The sequence below is a fragment of the Sulfurimonas iocasae genome (genome assembly GCF_047716755.1).
Taxonomy (GTDB): domain Bacteria; phylum Campylobacterota; class Campylobacteria; order Campylobacterales; family Sulfurimonadaceae; genus Sulfurimonas.
In genome coordinates, this window is the sequence record NZ_CP180409.1 from 1,516,343 (window position 1) to 1,537,693 (window position 21,351).

Annotated in this window: 21 protein-coding genes; 6 read left to right on the forward strand and 15 right to left on the reverse strand. The window is 32.1% G+C overall.

Going from position 1 to position 21,351, the window contains the following annotated elements; genetic code table 11:
* Positions 1-59: 59 nt before the first annotated feature.
* Together ACLHDE_RS07645 and ACLHDE_RS07650 are read left to right on the forward strand one after the other, a co-directional pair.
* Positions 60-206 carry a TetR/AcrR family transcriptional regulator gene (locus ACLHDE_RS07645; RefSeq protein WP_415398527.1) on the forward strand — a complete coding sequence of 49 codons (147 nt, stop codon included), beginning with the start codon at positions 60-62 and terminating at the stop codon, positions 204-206.
* An 87-nt stretch (positions 207-293) separates the two neighbouring features.
* Complete coding sequence (locus ACLHDE_RS07650) at positions 294-500, forward strand: hypothetical protein (protein ID WP_415395833.1); 207 nt, start codon at positions 294-296, stop codon at positions 498-500.
* Positions 501-609: 109 nt separating this feature from the next.
* Here the strand turns inward: ACLHDE_RS07650 and ACLHDE_RS07655 are convergent, their stop codons facing one another.
* Positions 610-996, reverse strand: a complete 387-nt coding sequence (locus tag ACLHDE_RS07655; RefSeq protein ID WP_415395834.1) for a hypothetical protein — start codon at positions 994-996, stop codon at positions 610-612.
* A 586-nt stretch (positions 997-1,582) separates the two neighbouring features.
* On the opposite strand from ACLHDE_RS07655, the gene ACLHDE_RS07660 reads away from it, so the two are divergent.
* The gene (locus tag ACLHDE_RS07660) at positions 1,583-1,852 is read left to right on the forward strand and encodes a hypothetical protein (RefSeq protein ID WP_415395835.1); all 270 of its coding nucleotides are present in this window, start codon (positions 1,583-1,585) and stop codon (positions 1,850-1,852) included.
* Between the two features lie 29 nt (positions 1,853-1,881).
* Here ACLHDE_RS07660 and mog read toward each other — a convergent pair whose 3' ends face one another.
* From mog to ACLHDE_RS07730, 14 genes are all read right to left on the reverse strand, one after another.
* Positions 1,882-2,415 carry a molybdopterin adenylyltransferase gene (mog, locus tag ACLHDE_RS07665; protein ID WP_415395836.1) on the reverse strand — a complete coding sequence of 178 codons (534 nt, stop codon included), beginning with the start codon at positions 2,413-2,415 and terminating at the stop codon, positions 1,882-1,884.
* 54 nt (positions 2,416-2,469) lie between these two features.
* Positions 2,470-2,991: a pimelyl-ACP methyl ester esterase BioV gene (gene bioV, locus ACLHDE_RS07670; protein ID WP_415395837.1), complete on the reverse strand. Its 522-nt coding sequence runs from the start codon at positions 2,989-2,991 to the stop codon at positions 2,470-2,472.
* Positions 2,978-4,621 carry an AAA family ATPase gene (locus tag ACLHDE_RS07675; protein ID WP_415395838.1) on the reverse strand — a complete coding sequence of 548 codons (1,644 nt, stop codon included), beginning with the start codon at positions 4,619-4,621 and terminating at the stop codon, positions 2,978-2,980. The genes bioV and ACLHDE_RS07675 overlap by 14 nt, the downstream gene beginning before the upstream one ends.
* Positions 4,608-5,852, reverse strand: a complete 1,245-nt coding sequence (gene mtaB, locus ACLHDE_RS07680; protein ID WP_415395839.1) for a tRNA (N(6)-L-threonylcarbamoyladenosine(37)-C(2))-methylthiotransferase MtaB — start codon at positions 5,850-5,852, stop codon at positions 4,608-4,610. The genes ACLHDE_RS07675 and mtaB overlap by 14 nt, the downstream gene beginning before the upstream one ends.
* Positions 5,853-5,935: 83 nt before the next feature.
* Positions 5,936-7,576 carry a mechanosensitive ion channel family protein gene (locus ACLHDE_RS07685; RefSeq protein WP_415395840.1) on the reverse strand — a complete coding sequence of 547 codons (1,641 nt, stop codon included), beginning with the start codon at positions 7,574-7,576 and terminating at the stop codon, positions 5,936-5,938.
* Complete coding sequence (gene aroB / locus ACLHDE_RS07690; protein WP_415395841.1) at positions 7,577-8,626, reverse strand: 3-dehydroquinate synthase; 1,050 nt, start codon at positions 8,624-8,626, stop codon at positions 7,577-7,579. It lies immediately after the preceding gene.
* A gap of 77 nt (positions 8,627-8,703) precedes the next feature.
* Positions 8,704-10,110, reverse strand: a complete 1,407-nt coding sequence (locus ACLHDE_RS07695) for a COG3400 family protein (RefSeq protein ID WP_415395842.1) — start codon at positions 10,108-10,110, stop codon at positions 8,704-8,706.
* 101 nt (positions 10,111-10,211) lie between these two features.
* Positions 10,212-11,990: a DNA helicase RecQ gene (gene recQ, locus ACLHDE_RS07700; protein ID WP_415395843.1), complete on the reverse strand. Its 1,779-nt coding sequence runs from the start codon at positions 11,988-11,990 to the stop codon at positions 10,212-10,214.
* The gene (locus ACLHDE_RS07705) at positions 11,983-12,168 is read right to left on the reverse strand and encodes a hypothetical protein (protein ID WP_415395844.1); all 186 of its coding nucleotides are present in this window, start codon (positions 12,166-12,168) and stop codon (positions 11,983-11,985) included. Before ACLHDE_RS07705 ends, recQ begins: the two co-directional genes overlap by 8 nt.
* Positions 12,169-12,308: 140 nt before the next feature.
* Positions 12,309-12,878 carry a toxin-antitoxin system YwqK family antitoxin gene (locus ACLHDE_RS07710; RefSeq protein WP_415395845.1) on the reverse strand — a complete coding sequence of 190 codons (570 nt, stop codon included), beginning with the start codon at positions 12,876-12,878 and terminating at the stop codon, positions 12,309-12,311.
* Between the two features lie 31 nt (positions 12,879-12,909).
* A complete protein-coding gene (locus ACLHDE_RS07715) occupies positions 12,910-14,664 on the reverse strand; it encodes an efflux RND transporter permease subunit (RefSeq protein ID WP_415395846.1) in 1,755 nt (584 codons plus the stop codon).
* Position 14,665: 1 nt separating this feature from the next.
* Positions 14,666-16,243 carry an efflux RND transporter permease subunit gene (locus ACLHDE_RS07720; protein ID WP_415395847.1) on the reverse strand — a complete coding sequence of 526 codons (1,578 nt, stop codon included), beginning with the start codon at positions 16,241-16,243 and terminating at the stop codon, positions 14,666-14,668.
* 5 nt (positions 16,244-16,248) lie between these two features.
* Positions 16,249-17,001: an efflux RND transporter periplasmic adaptor subunit gene (locus ACLHDE_RS07725; protein ID WP_415395848.1), complete on the reverse strand. Its 753-nt coding sequence runs from the start codon at positions 16,999-17,001 to the stop codon at positions 16,249-16,251.
* Positions 17,002-17,079: 78 nt separating this feature from the next.
* Positions 17,080-17,490 (reverse strand): cytochrome C, encoded by a 411-nt coding sequence (locus ACLHDE_RS07730; protein ID WP_415395849.1) that lies wholly within the window; start codon positions 17,488-17,490, stop codon positions 17,080-17,082.
* A gap of 397 nt (positions 17,491-17,887) precedes the next feature.
* On the opposite strand from ACLHDE_RS07730, the gene ACLHDE_RS07735 reads away from it, so the two are divergent.
* The 3 genes from ACLHDE_RS07735 to ACLHDE_RS07745 all read left to right on the forward strand — a co-directional run bounded on the left by ACLHDE_RS07735 (position 17,888) and on the right by ACLHDE_RS07745 (position 21,349).
* Positions 17,888-18,838: a hypothetical protein gene (locus tag ACLHDE_RS07735; protein ID WP_415395850.1), complete on the forward strand. Its 951-nt coding sequence runs from the start codon at positions 17,888-17,890 to the stop codon at positions 18,836-18,838.
* A gap of 114 nt (positions 18,839-18,952) precedes the next feature.
* Positions 18,953-19,999, forward strand: a complete 1,047-nt coding sequence (locus ACLHDE_RS07740; RefSeq protein ID WP_415395851.1) for a hypothetical protein — start codon at positions 18,953-18,955, stop codon at positions 19,997-19,999.
* 54 nt (positions 20,000-20,053) lie between these two features.
* Positions 20,054-21,349: a MotA/TolQ/ExbB proton channel family protein gene (locus tag ACLHDE_RS07745; RefSeq protein WP_415395852.1), complete on the forward strand. Its 1,296-nt coding sequence runs from the start codon at positions 20,054-20,056 to the stop codon at positions 21,347-21,349.
* The last annotated feature ends 2 nt before the right edge of the window (positions 21,350-21,351 follow it).

Here is a 21,351-nt window from a genome sequence, read left to right on the forward strand (position 1 = left end):
TACATAATCCTATCGCTATATTATTGCAAGGATAAATATATGTCAACTAATATACTCTTATACTAGATGCTTATAATGAGTTATTTTATAAAAATGGTTATGCATCAACTTCTTTTAGCGATATTGAAAATATAACAGGCTTAAGCAAGGGTAATATCACATACCACTTTAAAAATAAACAATCTATTCTAGAGGGTATTATTTAAAATAGACTCCAAGATATAAATAAGCTCTTAGAATCATGGGAAAAAGAGAGTAATAAGCCTCAAGCTAGATTAATTATGTTCTGCGACATGATATTAAATCAAAAAAATAATTTAGAAAAATTTGGCTGTCCTATGGGTACATCAACCAGTGAGTTTTCAAAAAATGAACCAGAGTTATATGAGATAACCTTACCACTATTTGAAAGATTCAAAGAGTGGCTAACACAAGAATACTTAAATCTTAAATTTACAAATAAAGAAGCCCAACAAAAAGCAATGAAATTAAAGACCTAAAGAGTGAACTTTTAAGCTGCATAACTTGAGGATATGCTTGGTAACTTTTACAACTAGCCTCAAACATTATAACAAAAAGAGCAGAAAAATTAATCTCTGCCCTAAGAGCTTAAAGCTTAATCTCAATGCCAGTCCCACCGTCTTCAACTATATCTCCAAGAACAAGACCTAATGGAATGGAAGAATTACCCTTTTTGTTATAGTCTTTGTTATTAATCTTCACTTTAAAGTCATAAGGCCCACTCCAATTTAAACACATCGGAGTTATATAAACCGTTTCTTCAGGTACAATAAAATCAATAGTCTTATTAATCGGACCAGTTAATCCGTTAATTTCAGTGATGGGACTGTATGCACTACCCTTTTTAATATTAATGGTTACCATTACAGTAAAACCATTTACACTCTGTATATGACAGATTGGAGCACTACTATTAGTGCCGGAAGCGACAAGAAACATTTCGTTGTCACAGGCTGTTATGTGAATTTGATTCATAATATTTTCCTTTTAGTTTTACTAAATATTATAGGCCTTTATTTATTGCCTATAAGGTCTAGCCTCGCAAATTCGCGAAGCAAATCTTATATAAGTTATTACCCCTAATAGTTTACAATTGAACTTAACTTGAGGTCTTGTATATTGAATACTTTTATTTTAACCTTAATCCCTCCTCTAAATAGATTGATATCTCAGTTTATACTGCTAACTATTTATTAAAATAAATTATATAATGAAAGACCTTAAAAAATAAAATAAAATAGAATTAAATAGAATACGGTAAGAATGTTTTTTTAATAACTATTAAATTTTTGAAGCTGTTAGTACCTAGTCCGTCATAGCCAATATTTCAGTATTGCCAGAGCTGTCACCGTAAGCATAACAGCTTTAAAGAGTGGCTAACACAAGAATATTTAGATCATAAATTTACGAATAAAGAAGCCCAACAAAAAGCAATGAAATTAAAGACATAAAGAGTGAAATTTTAAGCTTATAATTAAATTGGTACACCGATTGCTAAATAACTTATAATTATAAAAATAAAGAAAACTTTTTAAGAGTTTTTATCACAAAAGGAGTTATCATGCAAAATGTAGTAGTAGAACATTTAGGTGGGTATCCGCAAAAACTAATAGATTTACAATGGCTTGAAGATGAGCTTCAAGATGTAAATCAAGATGAAGTTGGTCTTGACTGGAACAAACAGCGTAAATGCGTCGAACACAAATTTACTGACGATTTAGAAGTTGAATATTATGTACTAGAGCATTGGGCAGACCATGTTGGTGCAAAATTTAATATAACACAAGAGGCAAATAAAGATGGCTTCTTTTCTGCTTTTATCTATAGATAACTCTCTTACACAAAGAGAGTTTGTCATAATTATTTTGGCTTTGGTCTAAAAGCTTTTATAACCTCTTCGTTAGTTTCAATAAATGGACCTTCAAGTAAATCTATGCAGTAAGGAACAGCTGGAAAGACTGCGTCTAGGCACTCACGAATTGATTTTGGTTTTCCTGGTAGGTTTATTATTAAAGATTTTCCTCTTATTCCAGCAGTTTGACGAGATAAAATTGCCGTAGGAACATATTGTAGACTTACCTGACGCATCAACTCACCAAAACCGGGCATCATTTTTTGACATACATTCTCAGTAGCCTCAGGAGTCACATCTCTTAAAGCCGGACCTGTTCCTCCTGTTGTTACTACTAAACAACACCCTGCCTCATCACAAAGCTCTTTCATTGTCTTCTCAAGTATATCTTGCTCATCAGGTATACATCTATAAACTATCTCAAACTCACTAATCAAATAATCTGCCAATGTATCTTGAATCGCTACACCAGAGATATCTTCATAAATACCTTTACTTGCTCTATCACTTGCTGTTATTACGCCTATTTTTATTTCGCTCATACTCTTAAATTCCTTATAATTAATTATTTATAAAATCTACTTAATAAACAATCCTCAACTTCTTTGCAAAAAATGATTTGCATCTTTTATGTATGTCACAGTTGCTACTTCTAAAAAGAACTCTCTTGCCCCTGCAACATCTATAATCTTATCTTTTTCTCCAAGGTATACTTCTATTTTTATGCCTCTATCAACAAGTTCTACTAACTCTTCTAAATTCCATTCGTAGTTGAGTAATTCTTCTAGCTCTTGTTTATTAGTTTGTTTATGTTCTACAATTTTTTTCTCGTATGGTTCAAAACATGAATTCATAAACTGACTCATATAAGCTAATTCATTTTTAGTATATGCCAATAACTGTAATTTTTTAAATTTAGCTGCATATCTTTGAAAAAATACTGGAGACACTAACTGTAAAGTATCTATTCTTTTTCCAGATACCAACTGTTCTTTAGCATAATTAAATGCTTTAATAGCACCATAACTAAAACCAGATACAGAGTAGTCTGATTTATTTAAATACTCATCAAGAAGATAACTTTCATTTTTTAAAGAAAAACCGCTAAAGAAGTGCATCTATCTCTTTTTTAACATCTAACTTTGTGATGCTTTCTCTCTCATTTAATATGTCTTCAACCCCTTGAATAGCACCATTCATGGACTCTAAAAGTAGTCTTGTTTCATTATATAACCTACCCATTAAAGTTATGTCTTCTTCATTAACTGATATTAAAGACGAACCCATGCCATAATCTTGTAGCATCTTATTAACTAGTTCTTTTGCCTCATCTAAATCAACCTTAGCACTACTTGCATGTTCACCATACTTAATATCAGATGCAACCATTCCAGCAAGAAGCATTTTTATTCTCGCTTCTAATTCATGTTTAATAAGTGGTTCATCTGTAGTTGGTGTTAATTTTTCATTTGAAAGCATTAACTTTTCAAATGGAAGATCAAAGTAAGTAGCCGTAATAGCTTTTGCAGCTTGATATGTAACTCTATACTCTTTTTGCTTATCACTTAGCATCTGAAGTTTTTTCTTACCAAACATCACCTTGTCTTTTACCTGATGGAAATGTTCTATATTTACTTGAAAATCATTCTGTCTAAGAGCTAAAAGAGCAGCTTCATTTACTAGAGCGGCTAAAGATGCCCCATTAAATCCTACTGTCATATTAGCAACCGCCATCACATCTAAATCATGAGGAACTTTGTTTAAATACTTCTCTAAGATAGATGCTCTTTCTCTTTTTGTAGGAAGTTCTACAAATACTCTTCTGTCAAATCTGCCTGAACGCAGAAGTGCAGAGTCAAGAACTTCTATCTTATTTGTAGCAGCTATAACAATAATTCCACTTTGATTCTCAAATCCATCCATCTCAGTAAGAAGTTGATTTAGAGTTGCTTCACGCTCATCACTTCTTTGACCATCTCTTTTTTTACCAACGGCATCTATTTCATCTATGAAAATTATAGATGGTGCATTATTTTTAGCAGCATGAAAAAGTTCATGTACTCTTTTTGCTCCCATACCAACATATATTTGAACAAATGAAGCACCACTTTGATAGAAAAATGGTACACCGGCTTCATGTGCTACAGCTTTTGCTATCATAGTTTTTCCAACACCAGGAGGGCCAACTAAAAGAACACCACGAGGCATTCTAGCTCCAAAACTTTTATAGCGTTTTGGGTTTTTTATAAAGTCAATTATCTCTTCAAGCTCAATTTTAACGTCACTTATACCGCCTATATCGCTAAACTTCACATCACTCTTGATAGCTTCAACTGGGGTGTTTTGAGTGATATCTACTCTTGAAGCAGATTGGGCTCCTACTCCTTCAAAAAGAGGTGAGTGTTTTTGCCACCATCTAAGTAGCAGCGTTCCTATCCCTAAGAAAAGAACACCAAATAATATATATACAATTACACTAGAACCTGAATCAACCTCTACTTTGTAGTTTACAAACATTTTAGGAGTAACTTGAGAAGAAGCTATTCTATAAAACTCATTATCGGTTTTCAAATAAACATAGTCTTTTGTAATGGTAACACTTTTTACACTACGATTATCAAGTATTTTTTGAGCATTAAATAGGGTGATATCAGATGCATTATCTCTAAGTATTGCAAAAAGAACTAACGCAATAATTATAAATGTTGAAACATATAGTAAAATTCTGTTCGTTTTAGAATTTGGCATGATTAAATTCTCCTCTGACTTCATAATTTTGAATATTTACCCAGTTACCGAGTAAATCTTCTTTTGATTCTACTACTATCTTATTAAAATGTTGATCGTGTCCGATAAATAGTGAGTCTTTTTGACTCTCTAACAAAACTTCAAGCTCGCCGCTAAAAGACTTTCTAAAGTCTAAGTTCTTCTCTTTTATAATGGCTTCTAACTCATGCAGACGTTCTTTTGCTACTTTACCATTGACTTCTGGTTTTAACATAGCAGATGGAGTCCCATCTCGTTTAGAATATGTAAAAGAATGAAGGTGAGTTAGTGGTAAATCTTTAACATTTTGCATAGCTTCATCCCAAAGTTTTTGCGTCTCTCCAGGATGACCTGTTATAAAGTCAGTCCCAATTGCAAAACCCTTAGATGCCAATAATTCAAAAAGTTCTCTATCTTGCTTGTAAACATTTCTTCTATTCATGATTTTTAGCATCTCTTCAGATGTATGCTGAAGAGCAATATGTAGATGTTTTTCAAGCCAAGGCTCACCTAAAATCTCTTTAAATTCATCACTTATTTGGATAGGTTCAACACTTCCAAGTCTAATACGTCTAACCCCACGGATTTGCGAAATCTTTTTCATAAGTTTTGCTACAGAGCTTCCTGTTTTTTGTCCATAACTGCCAACATTTGTGCCGGTTAAAATAAACTCTCCAAAACCATTTAAAGCGAGTCTTCTAATCTGCTCAAGTATGCGTCCTTCATCCATACTTCTAGCATCTCCGCGTACAAATGGAATAATACAGTAAGAACAGCGGAAATTACACCCTTCTTGAATCTTTATAAACGCCCTGCTCTTGCCAATAAAGTCATCAACAACTGCCTCGTCTATATGGTTTAAGTCTCCCGGGTCATAAAAAGGTTTTTCTGAGGAAAGCAGAGAATCAATTTTTAGCTTTTCACTCTGCCCAAAAACACCATGAACTCTACCCGATGCAAGAAGGCTTTCACCTTTAGTATGTGCCCCGCAACCAGTTAAAAAGACTTTCGCATTCATAGTCTTCTCTACGTGTGAAAGATATGAGCGAACATGAGAGTCAGCTCCGTTTGTAACTGTACATGAGTTAATTACAACTGCATCTGCCTCAGATTCATCTTGTGTAATTTCATAATCTTTTAAAGCACCCATCATAACCTGAGAATCATAAAGATTTGTTCTACAACCGAAGGTCTTAAAATATACCTTCTTCATACAGTCTCCTTTTTTGCGAACAAAGTCCACAAAAAATTCCTCTCACTAAAGCTAGCCCTTTGGGCAGAGGTAATTATAATCACTTATACAACCTCTCTAGTATCAAAAGGAGGCTCTTTAGTCTCAGTTTGAATATGTAACTTTTGAGTAGGGTACGCGATTGTAATATCATCTTCTTTGTTAAATGCGTCTACAATCTCAACAGATATAACACTTCTTAAAGTCAGTGTAGCATAGGCATTTGTCAAGTACCAAGAGTCAATAGATATTCCATTAGGCTCTATAAATGAAAAAATTCTTGGTTCAACGTTTGTATTTTTAAGACTATATTGATTTCTAAGTTTATTTAACTGCTTTCTTGTAATATCTGTATAACCTTTAGAGTATTTTTTAACTATTTCTTTAGCTAGATGCATAGCTTTTTTATGGTTTGAGTCAAATGAAATTGTTATATGCACTCCATCCCAAACAGTTTTTAGTGAAGAGTGCGTATAGTTTGCTATCATATGTGTAAAAACATAGTTGTTTGGAACAAAGACAATTCTTCCGGCTCTTCTATTAGTTGTAACAGCTGTTAAAGTAATGTCTTCAAGTATAGTCATACGAAGAAGTGAAATATCCATAACATCTCCAACATACTTCATACCACCCATATCAACTCTTATTCTGTCTCCAACATGGATACTACCACCTATAACTATTACTAGCCAACCCAAAATACTCATAAACCAGTCTTTCATGGCGATAGCGATACCTGCAGATGCAAAACCTAGTATTGTTACAAGATAACTGGCATTTTCAATATAGTTAAAAAAGATAATTAAAATAATAAGAGTAACATTTATAAATGTAATGATTTTATTTGCCATATAAAATCGCTCATTATCCGTAATATACTTTTTAACAAAAAATTTAAGTATGAAAAATATGAAAAACACAACAAGAACTACTACACCGATTCTAGCTAATTTAATAACTTGAACTTCAATATCTTTGTTCACATTTATTTCTAAAATCTCTAATCTTTTTTGATAAACTTCTGCTGTAACAGCCATAGTCTCTAGTGCGGTCTCAAATCTCTCTAGCTGTTTGATTTTTACCTCTGAATCTTTTCCATACTCTTTATTTATATCTAGTATGGCTAGTTTTTTATAGATATTTTTTTCTTTTTGTAAAAGAGCTATCAACTCTGTCAAATCTTCTTTTCTTTTTATGTACTCATTATAAGCAGCATCTTGAGTTTTAATAAGAGAGATGCCCGTAAATATATCAAAAGGATTGGTTATGCTTGGCGTGTCTTCAATAATTGGAGGGGTGATTATTTTTGAAAATGGCGCACTATCTTTCTCTTTTAGCTTTTCAATCTGAGAAGCTAAAATCTTCTCTTTGGAAATCAAAGCACTAAGTTCATCTTGCTGACTCAAAGTTTTTTTTCTTTTTTTCTGAAGAAATTTTATGCGCTTTTTTATCTTTTGTAAAGAGTCTCTAACATCAATAGAGGTCAAATAAGAAGCATAACTTTTAGTCCAAACCTTCTCCTTTGATATCTCATTTTCTAGTTGTTCTAATGCTTTAATATAATCAGAGATTCTTGCAACTCTTTGATTCTCTTTTTCTACTGTAAGCTCCGTTAATTCAGTTTCACTCAGTGTTGTATTATTTTCTTGTCCTTGTGAATATAGCAGAGAAGTAAATAGTAAAAACAGAAAAAAAATTTTCTTCATTTACTTACCTCCAAACTGGTCTAATACTGAGATAATATTTTGCTTTTGTATATTATCCGTAATATTTACATCACCGATACCAACTGGAATAATAAACGTTATATTAGTGTCTGAACTTTTTTTATCTAAAAAGAATGTCTCATAAAAACTATTACTGTCTTCAACAGAGTATGATGTAGGAAGATTATACTTCTCTAGTAAATTCTTAACTCTTAAAGCCTCATCTTTACTCATTAACTCCATACTTACAGCTGTTTCATTTGCCATAACCATACCTATAGCTACTGCTTCTCCATGTAAAAATCTTTTATATTTTGTTTCATTTTCTATAACATGACCAAATGTATGTCCGTAGTTCAATGCAGCTCTTAGGCCATGCTCTTTTTCATCTTTAGCAACCACATCTGCTTTTGTAGCAACCGCTTGTTTTATAGCTTCTTGAAGTACTTTAGAATCATTTAAATCAGCATTTTCTAAAAACTCGAAGAATTTTTTGTTAAAAGTAACTGCCATTTTTACTATTTCTGCAACACCTGCACCAAATTCACGAGAAGGAAGCGTTGTTAAAAAATGAGGGTCTATTAGCACAGCTTTTGGTTGATGAAAAGCTCCAATAAGGTTTTTTCCATAGGAGTTATTCATCCCTGTTTTTCCACCAACACTTGCGTCTACTTGAGAAAGTAGAGTCGTAGGTATCTGAAGAAAGTCTATCCCTCTTTGATAGATGCTAGCCGCAAAACCTGTCATATCACCTATTACTCCACCACCAAATGCTATAAGCATTGACTTACGATTAAAACGATGATTAAAAAGAGATTCTAAAATGACATCTATACTTTTTTGGTTTTTGTACTCTTCTCCATCTGGCAGTGTGATTATGTAGAGCTCTTTAGCACTAATTTTACTTAGTAGATATGCCAGATGCAAACCTGCGACTTTAGGATTTGTAACTATAGCTACTTTTGCATCAAAATGGGTCTTAGGAAGTGAGTCTATAGTTATATTGTATGAGTTATCAACGACTTTTTTCAGGGGGATGTTTACTTGCATTATATGTCCAAAAATTTTAATTAATTAATTGAATATATAATACTTAAAAAAGGGTAAAATAAAGCTAAATCACAACTTTAGAGCTGAACAGGTATAAAAATTTGATGATAATCATCTAGTTTATAATAAAGTTTTTCGCTATCAGTTGATAAAAGTGAATAGATGCGCCTATTTGTAAGCTTATATGTAAATGGTAAAATATGTACAAAGTTATCTTTTTGTCTAAGTGTTCTAATAGGATTTTGATTTTCTTTTATAACCTTAATACTCTTGGAAAAAATCGTTGCAAGATTATAATAATGCTCAATAACCTGCTCTTTTTCTTCCTGATGTTCATTCATATAATTGTATATTTCTAAATTAAATCCCATCTGCTCAGAGATATCAAATATCGTAGCTGATATCTTCTCCAAGTCACGATTATCATTAAGTATGATAGCGGCATCTTTAACATTTGAAAAAGATCTATCTGAGAGTTTCAATACAGGAACATGTGATTCATATAGAGTTTTTCTTGTGTAATAATCTGCGAACATCTCAGCAGAGACTATAACAAGTCCTATATGATAAACTTTTATATCATTATAAAAGGTCGCTCTTAAGTCTATAGATTTATATTCTATATCCACTACTATATTATCATCTCTAAACTCTTTTATATACTGAAGAATATCTATATTGCTAGGATTTACCACTTTAATAATAAGATCATGTTTGAATTTTTTATGAGCAAAAACTGCTCTTCTGATAAGCTCTTCAATTGTTACTAGATTAACAGTATTCATATCAACATATAGAAAAATATTTGACCCAAAAGGTTCCGGAAATTGCCCTAGCTCTCTTTTAATCGCACGATAAACTGATTTTAGAACTGCTGGTTCACCAACTAAAACAAGCAAGTCATTTGGTTGTATCATTCTTCTACGAGATGGCATTAACAGTTTTCTATTTCTATATATAGCAACAATACGCCAATTTTTTTGCTCAATTACACCTATATGTCTATAAACGAAGGAACTTCCAAATGGAACTAAAACTTCCATTATCTCACCCTCACCTATTCCTACATTTTGAGCTATAACAGGAACATTTGGAAGGTAGTCTAAGAGTCTAGATGCTAAAAGTTCATTTGAATTAACTAAAACAACATTTGGATCTTCATTTTCCATATCCCACTTGTTTAAAACAATTACACGGAGCTGCTTTTTTACAAGTTTAATATTCTTTATAGTATTTTCAACATCAAGTTGATTGTCCATGGCAACAATTACCTGAACAAACTCCATTTTCAACAGATTAGAAAGCTTGTAAAAACTTGTTGGGTCAAACTCATAAAACTTAAAACGTGCCGGATTTATATCTTCATACTCTTTAGCTTTGATTTGAACTACATAGTAAATATTTTCACTAGTGTAGGTCTCAATAACCCTTTGTATAAAATGTTCTCCGGCTGTACCATCACTAATAATTAAAATTTTTTTCAAAGTATACTCTGCTGTATTGAAATTTTTGTTATTATATCATTTTTCAAGTGGACTTAACTTATATTAATAATTACTAAGATAAGTTTGAAATACTCAAAATATTAACTTAGTTCTTGGCAAAGAGCTAAAAACTCTTCTCCATATCTTTTATATTTAACTTCTCCCACACCATTTACATCCAACATATCAGTTTTTGTCTGTGGTAATTTTTGTGCAAACTCCAAAAGTGTTTTATCTGAAAAAACTATATAAGCAGGTATCTCGTTTTTTGAAGCTATATCAAATCTAAGAGCCTTAAACTTATCAAATATAACATCTTCAACAGGAGTCAATTCTTCTTTTTTAGAACTTCTTCCTTTTACATCCATTTTATGCTTATCAATCTCAACAGCAACTTTTTTCTGTAAAATTCCTATCCCAAATTTTTTAAGTTTTATCGCTCTAAACTCACCTATTTCTATAGCGTCTAACTCAAAAAGTCTATCAGCTATAGCATTCCAGACCTCTTTCGAAGTATCTTTTCCAATCGAATAAACAGAGAGTTTATCATGATTAAACTGTAATACTTTTTGTCCACGTGAGCCTCTTAAAACATCTATAATATGAACCATTCCAAACTTTTGCTCACATCTATAGATGCAAGAAAGAAGCTTTTGTGATTCAAGTGTTATATCTATTTTTTCAACTTCACCACGTCTACAGTTATCACAAATATCAGCACAGTCATCTATCTCATCATCAAAATACTTAGCTATTAACTTATGTCTACACTCACTGGAGTTTGAAAAGCCATACATCTTACGAAGCTTATTATATAGTAATTCTTTATACTCTAAATTTTCTATATCATCTATAAAACTTCTCATCTTAACATCATCTGATTTTGTGTATAATAGAAGAGTTTGTGCTTCTAAACCATCTCTTCCTGCACGACCAATCTCTTGATAATAATTCTCCATAGTCTTTGGCATACTCATATGAACTACAAAACGAATATTACTCTTATCGATGCCCATACCAAAAGCAATAGTTGCAACAACTATATCTATCTCTTCATATATAAAATTTTTATATACTTTATTTCTTATTTCACTTGAAAAGCCTGCATGATATGCACCTACTTTAAAACCTTTTGTTTTTAAAAATCCGGCAACTGCCTCAACATCTTTTTTACTAAATGCATAAACAATACCGCATTTCCCGTTATGTTTGGCAAGAAAGTTTATAAGTTGAGTTCGACCATTGCCTGATCTTGGCTGAGCAGAGATTGTAAGGTTATCTCTAAGTGTTTTACCGCGAAGCTGTAAAGGGTTTGATAGATTTAATGTTTTAACTATATCGTCTTGAACTCTGTGTGTTGCAGTTGCTGTAAAAGCTGCTATACAAACATCAGGAAAGATTTGCTTTAACTTTGAGAGATTTCGATAGTCGGCTCTAAACTCATGTCCCCACTCGCTTACACAGTGAGCTTCATCAATAACAAAAAAATTTATTTTAACTCTTTGTAAAAGTTCAATGAAACCATTAGCACTAAGCCTTTCTGGTGCGATGTAAAGTAGTTTGATTTCACCTTGAAGAAGTCTGGAAATAATCTCTTGAACATCATTAAAATCTTGTGATGAGTTAATCATTTCAGCTTTTATATCATTGTTTTGAAGGGCATATACTTGATCTTGCATAAGAGCAATTAAAGGGGAAACAACAACTGTTACGCCATCCATCATCAAAGACGGCAATTGGTAACACAAAGATTTACCACCACCAGTTGGTAGAATAGTGATTAAATCTCTTGAGTTTAAAATAGCATCCACTGCTTCTTCTTGTGATTGGCGAAAACTGTCATGTCCAAATGTAGTTTTAAGTAGGTTGCCTTTAACCATCAAATAGCGAACTGAGAAACGATTTTTTTTCTTTTATATGCACGCTTTTTCTTTCATCAACAAAATTAGGGTCGCCGTTTTCAAAAATAGTCTGCGACACTCTTTTTATATGTTTTTTCGGTTTTAGCTCTATGTAGCCATTATCTTTTTTGCCCGTGGCACCATGCGGAATACACATAATGAACCTCCTGCTATAAAGTACTTATTCTAGAAAATTGCTTAAATAAAACAACTATTTTTAAACTTTTTCCAGCTAATTGTAATAATACTATGACTATGCTTATCATTACATGAGCTTATGGAATTACTTTATAAGATTTAAAATCCTAGTTTAGCAAAATCTTCATCATTCATCTTTCTATCGCTTCCGTCACTCTCATAAATACGCCCTTTTTTAGCACGACCATCTTCCATTGTAACTTTATATTTCATATTTCCGTTTGCATAATACTCTTTTTGAGTGCCATAGAACTTTCCATTGTCATCAAAACTTAGTTTTGCTTTCATATTACCATTTGAATAGTAAACTTTTTTTGAACCAACAAGCTTATTCATTCTATAATTACTTACAGATTTTAATTGAGAATTATCATAGTATTCTTTTTGAGTACCATCTATTTTCCCGTTATACATAGGTATCTCAGCTTTTAAAACACCATTTTTATAGTATCCATATGTTATTCCATGAACTGTACCATTTTTAAAGTTTGTTTTTGTTTTGAGACGACCATTATCATAAAAAGCTCTCGCTGTTCCGTTTAGTTTTTTATTTTCATAGTTTCTTTCAAACTTAACTTTTCCATTTGGATATAAAGTTTTTTTAACCTCTGCACTTAGAGATACTGTTGCTAAAATTGCTACTAGAGCAAGACTAATTTGTTTTTTCATTTTCTTCCCTTTTTTTTTTAATTTGAATTAACTATAATCCGATTTTTTCAGGATCAACATGTTCTTCTATTCCACCCTCACACTCTTGAGGTTTATGATCTCTCCCCTCAGGACAAATAGCTACAGTATTATCTATTAGTACCGGAACTAAAAAGAGAGATACTACTGTCGAAGCGATTGATCCAAAGATAAGAGCAATGCCTAAGCCACCAAAAATAGGGTCAGTTGAGAGGAGTAAACTACCAAGAATAATGGCTACAGCTGTCATAAGGATAGGCTTGGCACGTGTTGAAGTAGAGATAGAAATAGCTCTTCTTTTTTCAACACCTTTTTCTATCAATGCTTTTGAAAAGTCAATTAAAAGAAGAGAACTTCTAGCACTAATACCCATCAGTGAGATAAATCCAATTAGAGAGGTGGCTGTTAAAAAAAAGTTTATATCTGCAAAAAACAGAGATATCATATCTGTAATAAAGTGCCCTACTATAACACCTATAATAGAGAGAAAACTTGCAAGTAAAATAATTCCGCTTAAAGCAAAAGACTTATAATACATTACCATCAGTAAAAACATCAATACTAGGGCTGCTATAAATGCTCCTCCTAAATCTCTAAAAGTATCTAGGGATACTTTCATCTCGCCATCCCAACGAAGTAGCATCTTTTTCCCAGTTCTTTTCTCTACAAGATTTAAGTCAAACATATATGTTGACATGCCATTTACTTTACTAACCTCAAAATCCCTAGAGAGAGTCTCTATCAATTTATCTCTTGCTTCCATTAATGGGTAGACTTGAGATACCATATCACACTCAGCAGTAATACTGACAAAATTTTGCAAGTTTTTTCTAAAGATTGTAGGATTTGACGGAATCTCTTTTACATGTACAACTTCTTTAATAGGTATCATCATACCCATAGGATTAATTAGTTTTAAGCGTGATAGTTTGAAGTAAATGCCATCTTTATTATTTGGTTTAATCGAGCGACTTTCATCATTTAGTCGAACAAAAATAGGAATTTGATCTTGCTGTATTTTAGAATTTTTCACAGCAACAACCATCCCCTCAAATGCTATATAAAGTATATTATTTACCTGTTCAACACTTAGTCCACTTCTGATTACTTTTTCTTTATCTGGAGTTATCTCAAAGTACGGGTAGATATCATCTTGCATAACATCTATATCAACAAGTCCCTCGGTATTTGCTAAAACCTTAGAAATACGTTCAGCAGTTTCACGCATCAACATACTGTCTTTACCAAAAAGATTAATAACAATTGTCGCAAAAGTAGGAGGACCAGAGGGCATCTCTACAAACTTTATAGTAGTAGCATTTACTAATGGTTCACAACGCTTTTGAATAATAGGACGAATACGATGAACCATTTTATAAGAAGCTTCATCACGAGAGTGTTTATCACTTAGATTTACAACTATTTCAGCCTGATTTTTCATTCTTTTTAGTGCACTGCCCTTAACTAATCCTGCATAATCCAGTGGAGCACCTTGAGCTAAGTAGACTTCAACATCATTTACCTCTACCTCTTGCTTTAAATAACTAAGAACACAACCTGTAACCTTACTCGTCTGCTCTAAAGAACTATTTGTTGCGGTGTCTACATAGATACTAAAAGTATTTGCACTTTTACCTGGGAGCATTTTAGCTAAAACAATTTTAGTAGGAATCATCATAACAGATAGAACAAAAGCCAAAACTATGTAAAGAATTACTTTTCTTTTCTTTTTTTTAGAATTTAAAATTCCATAAATCAGCTCTTCCATACTAATGCGTACCTTTGACGCGTTTAATCATTTTTTTCGCTAAAAAAGGTGTAAATACATATGCTACAAATAGTGAAACAGCTAGAGCAACAGGTACATTTAGCGGTATTGGTTTCATAAACTGACCCATCATACCTCCAACAAATGCCATAGGTACCATCGTTAATATAATCGCAATAGTCGCAATATTCGTAGATGGACCTATTTCATCAGTAGCTTCAACTATAATTCTATCAAAGCTATGATTCTGCGTCTCTTTTAAGTGCATACGTCTGTGAATATTTTCAATAACAATAATCGCATCATCAACAATCAGACCAAGACTAAGTAGAAATGCAAACAGAGTAATCCTATTAACAGTTTGGTCTGTCATATAGGCAATAAAAAGAGTAGTTGCAAGAATCATTGGAACGGCAATAGAGACAACTGCAGACTCTCTCCATCCTAAAAATGGGATAAGAATTAAACCGATAATACCAATAGTAATAATAAGATGGTGCATTAGCTCACTAACGGCTTCATTAGCACGAACCCCATAATTTCTTGTAACTATATAACCGATGCCAGCTTCTTCAAAATGTTCACTTTTATCTTCTAGTAGTTCAAGAACATCCTCTGCTACATGCACAGCATTTGTCCCTTTTATTTTTGATACAGTTAAAGTAACTTGTTGTATTGGGTCATCAAATGTAGAATTATTATCTCTTGAAGCTACTTGAGAGTTTTGAAAGTGTTGTATATCATATCCGTATTCAATCTTTGCAACGTGTTTTAAGTATATAGGAGAACCCATATATTGAGCAATAATAAGATTGTTTAAATCATCAATATCCTCAATAGCATTCTTAACACCAAAAACGATGATAGAATCCTTACTTGTTGGCGCATTAATATTTGGAGCATTGTTTGCTATTGCTTTTACAGATGCTGCTATTTGACCAAGGGAAAGATGGTAACTAGACAATTTATCCAGATCAACCTTTATATTAAACTGTGGAGAATGAACTCCCTTTAATGTACTCTTTGACACATTATCAATAGCATTAATCTCTTGTTGAATTTCTCTTACGAGGTGATACTGCTTAAGCGTGCTTGGCTTAGTTGAGTTCTTTTGATAAAAAGCGACTGTCACAACAGGAATATCAATATCTATGTCAAAAGGTTTGACCAATGGCATACCTATTCCCCTAGGTAGTGTATCCATATTTTGCATGACTTTATCATATAGTTTTAGATTAGAGTCTTCTCTATTCTCACCGATTAAATATTGTACATTTACCATTCCTACATTATTCATAGCCGTGCCATAGATATGTTCAACACCCTTAATCTCGCGGATTCTTCTCTCAAGTGGTTTTATTACAACATTTGTAATCGCTTCTGGGGATGCACCAGGTATCATAACTATAATAGATCCACCGCTTACTTCTATCTGAGGGTCCTCTTCTCTTGGAGCGATATTTAATGTTATATATCCTAGAAGAATAATAGAAATAGCAAATATCATTGTCAAAGGATTATTTAAAAAGACTTCAGCCAAATATCCGGCTATATTTTTACTTTTATACTCATCAGACATATTTATTAGTCTCTTGTATAGTATTTTTCATCTATATTAATTAAAATTTTCGCATACATTCCTGGAAAAATCTTATCACTCTTTTTCTCAAAGTTAATAATGATTTTAAACGTATGCGCCATAGGGTTTGCACTTGGGACTATTGATTTTATATAACCTGTGTCTATATAGCTAATAGAAGGAATATCAATCTTAACCTTTTGAAATTTATTCACATACTTCAAATCTGACTCAGCAACTTCAGCCTCTATCTGTAAGTGATCTAAATCTACTATAATCATACCAAGCATTCCTGGAGCAACTAAATCTCCAACTCTAATTCTTTTCTCAACAATAATCCCACTATTTGGTGCTTTAATTTCTAAATAGCCCGTTACAGTTGCTACTTGCTTGATTTTTGAAGCAGCATTCTTTACAAGAACCTGAGCAGATGCAAGTCCAGCTTGTACATTATCTGCAGTAATATCAAGATTTTGCATATCTTGTGAATTAAACATTCCTTGTTTTTTTAGTAGTTTCTTTTCTCTGTTAATAGTATTAATACGCGTTTGATACATATTTACTATGGAGTTTGCTTGTTCAAGTGCTAAATCTGCCTGAGACTTTAAGATATCAAACTCTGCTGATTCCATTTCAAATAAGGTGTCCTCTCTCTCAACTCTATCACCAATATCAAAATATATGTGCTTTATATATCCCATGTATCTTGCACCAACCATTTTTTGGTTGTAAGAAACAACCGTGCCTGTTATCGGCAAATCGAAAGCTAACACTTCTGATATTAGAAAAATTAAAATTGTTAAACTAACCTTTTTCAATATATAAATCTCAACTTCTTACCACTGACGAATTTCATGATGGCATTTCATACACTGCTTCATTATCTTTGTATAAGCTTGAGTTGAAGCTTGAACATCCCCAACAGCAAATCTTTCTATAATCGTCTTTGCTTTTTTATCAATATTTTTAACTATCTTATTACTAAATATAACTTTATTATTCATATATCTTGCCATTGGATCTTTTTCTTCTTTTTCTTCAAGAGGTGGTTGAATTCTTCTTATCGCATCTGAGAGTGCTAGTGCACCATTTTGGACTATATCATTATTGTTATAGAAAAAACCTGTCCCCATAGTTGCCATTGCTTCTGCCATCGTTTGCATATCTTTAATGCGATCTGCTTTTGTATACGAACCAGCAAAAAGTGCCGTACCTAATAATAATACTACTATAGATATTTTTTTCATCAACCAACCTTTATAATAGAATAATTTCTTTATCTAAGAAGAGTATAACTAAAATATTTATTTATGTAACATTTTTTATAAAATTTTAATAAAGTGATTTTGTCACAAGTTTGTCACAAAAAAACCTTTTGCAACATCACAATCAAGGAGACTAAAACGACTTCATAATTATTTAACATAAATAATATCACAACTTTTTATAAGCAAGTATTATAGGGGGCTATAAGGGTTTTTAATATAAAAAAAATCAAAAATATAAAAAATAATTATATGTGAATTTAAGTTACACTTTAGCTTTTAAGGGTTATAGTTGTGATGTAACACACTGTTTATCACATAACTGTGATAGTAATATGAAGATATAGTTAAGATAAATAGTATAATTTAAGGAGTGTACATGAAAAAAACAATTGTAATGAGCAGTATCGTTTTAGGTTTATTAACAACAACGATTTCGGCTGGGGATTTTAGTTTTGGGGACATGTTTAAGGATATGAAAGAAGCTACAACAACGATGAGTCATGATGCTCGTGATACAGCAGACTCTATGAAAGATGGAGGGGTTGAAGTAAGTAAGAGTGGGGAAAGAACTGTTACTAGTTTAGGACATGATGCTCGCGATACAGCTGTTAAAGCTTCTGATGACCTTAAAACAAGTGAAATTGCTACCGTTAAAAGTGGTGAAGTTTCTACAACAAGTGTAAGTCGTGATGTACGTGACAGTACAATTGAACTTGCTGAAGATTCAAAAGACAGTATCTCTAATACAAGTCGTGACTTCAAAGATAGCTCTACTATGGCAACAAAAGATTTCAAAGACTCTACTGTAGCAGTTTCTCATGATATGAATGACGCTACTAAAACTACTTCTAATAATCTAAATGACTCGACTAAGAGTATTTCTAGTGACCTTAAGAGTTCAACTGAGACTACTTCTAACAATTTGAATGATTCTACTAAGACTACTTCAAATAACTTGAATGATTCTACAAAAAGTGTATCTAGTGACCTTAAGAGTTCAACTGAGACTACTTCTAACAATTTGAATGATTCTACTAAGACTACTTCAAATAACTTCAATGATTCAACGAAGACTATCTCTAACAATGCCAATGATTCAACGAAGACTACGTCAAACAACTTCAATGACTCAACAAAAACTGTATCTAACGATGCAAGAAGATCATCTGTGAGTGCAACCGACAATGCAAATGATTCAACAAAAACTGTATCTAATGATGCAAGAAGATCATCTGTAAGTGCTACAGAAAATGCTAGTGATGCTACTCACTCTTTAACTGACAAAGAGTACTCAGACTACCAAAAATATAAAGCTTCTAAAAAATAGTAGCTTTTACAGCAGGAGAGAATGAAATCTCTCTTGTATTTGAAAAAATATATTTATTTGTAAAGCAAAATTTTGTTTTTATTTCACAAATAAATTTATAATAAGGCTTACAATTTGAACATAAACTCAACAAAAATAATACTTGCATCTACACTCATATGCCTAAACTTAACTATCCTAAGTGCTAATCAAACAAAGACAATAAATGTAAAAATACCTGAAACACCTGAAGTACTTGCAAAAGTTCCCAATGTAAATATTATAACAAATGATGGTACGGAGTACAAAAACAATCCTACCATGGAAGTTCCAAAGAAAAGAAGTGCTATTGGTTCGAGCAAAAGAATACCACCAAACTATAATAAAAAAGAGAGTAATAAAATTTTAAAAGATGTAAAAGTTGGAGAAATAAATAATACTATTATCTCAGCATATCTTCAAACTCTCCTAGTTTCAAAAGAGGAACTAATTAAAAAACTTACAGAAGCAAACTTTAAAATATTATCTGAATATAAAGTGGACAAAAAAGGAGAACTAACATCGATTGTCTTCACAAATGATGATATTACAAAATTAGCTTCAAAAGATATGAGAGGTTTTGCAGGTTCTCTTAGAATACTAATGGATAAACAAAACTCTCGAATCAGTATTGCTAATCCACTATATGTTATGGAAGCATTTATGCAAGATGATCATAATGAAAAGATTGCAAAAGAGACTCTAGACAAGTTGCACTCGATTTTTAGTGACTTGCAAAACTCAAAAGATATAGTTAAATTTTCTAGATTAAAAAGATATCGCTTTATGGAAAATATGCCTTATTATCAAGATATGACAAAAATTGCTATTGGTGATAATAAAACTCTTTTAGCAAAAGCTAGAAAATCAAAAAAAATAGTTTATGAACATCATCTAGATAATGGTTCTGTAATCATCGGTGTTAAACTCTCCAATAGAACAAGTAAGTTTGTAAAAAAAATAGGCTATCAAAACAGTGGATTACTACCTTATCCTATTTTAATTGAAAATAACACAGCAAAAATACTAGCACCTAAGTACTACATAGCAGTTATGTACCCGATGCTTTCTATGTCTGAATTTATGATGATTGCCACAATTCCAGGAGCCATACAAAAAGATTGCGATAGAGTATTCCGCTAAGAGTGCTATAATAACACCAATATAAAACTACATACTATAATTAGGAATAACTATATGCCATCGCAAAAACAGTTTACAAACTTATCTATTGTCTTAAGAAAAGGACGAGGCTGCTCTCTTAGACTCTTATGGCTACTCTCTGTACCAATTTTCCTCTTTTTATTTGCAATTGCAGGATATTTAAAAATAATTAACTTTCATGTTGAGATACATAGCGTCTTAATGATTGGTTCAATATTTGTTATTTATATTTTTTTTATGAGACACAATGCTTATTATGCAGCTTGTAAACTGAGAAGAAATTCTGATGAAGTAAATGCTAATCTTTTAAAATATATAAATAAAAATCTGCTATCTATTACAGGTATAGAAAAAGCAAATGCTCCACTAGATGACTTTTTACACGAAGAAGCAAAGAAGATGAGAAATGAAAACTTCTCATCAATTGCAGCCGGAATTTTTCCTACTCTCGGTATCTTAGGGACATTCATCAGTATCGCCATTTCTATGCCTGATTTTTCTTCACAAACTTCTCAAGTTCTTGAAGAAGAAATTTCAAAACTGCTTGGCGGTGTTGGAACAGCTTTTTATGTATCTATTTATGGTATTTTTTTATCTATCTGGTGGATATTTTTTGAAAAAAGCGGGATGAGTCGTTTTCAAAAAGATGCAAACATCATAAAAGAAGCAACTCTTGATTACTTTTGGCAAAAAGAGGAAGTTGAACAAACATACTTTAGAAAAAGTATGGAAAACTTTGAAAAGCTAAACAGTGTATTTGACACCTTTGCATCTGGAGCCTTCGTAGAAAACCTAAACAAAACACTAGCTCAAAGAATGCATATTTTTGAACAAATAATAGAACATGAGCAAAAAGCCACTGGAAAAGTTGCACAACTTTTAGAAGATGGGGCGATTAGACTAGAAACAATTGCAAACCAGCAAAAAGATTTAACATCTATATTTCAAACAACAATTGATAAGTTTGAAAACTTTGCCCTAAGTGTAGAAGCTCAACATAACTCTCTTGATAAAGCACATAACGCTCTTTCTTCTGAGTTTTCTCGTGCTGTTATGATAGCTGAAGTTCTAAGTGAAAATAGCGTAAAACTAAATGACGCACTCTCAAATATAAATGTACAAAATGTACAAAACTTATATAGTGGAGTAATAAACAATATAGAATCAATGAAAAAAGAGATAGATCAGATTGGTGTATCTTTTGATGATAAAATAAACCAATTTGATGATAAGTTTTTAAATAAACTGCAAAATACACTGAAACTAATTGATTCTGAGACTGCAACAATCGTTTCACAAATATCTCAACTTAAATCAGATGGCAGCTAATA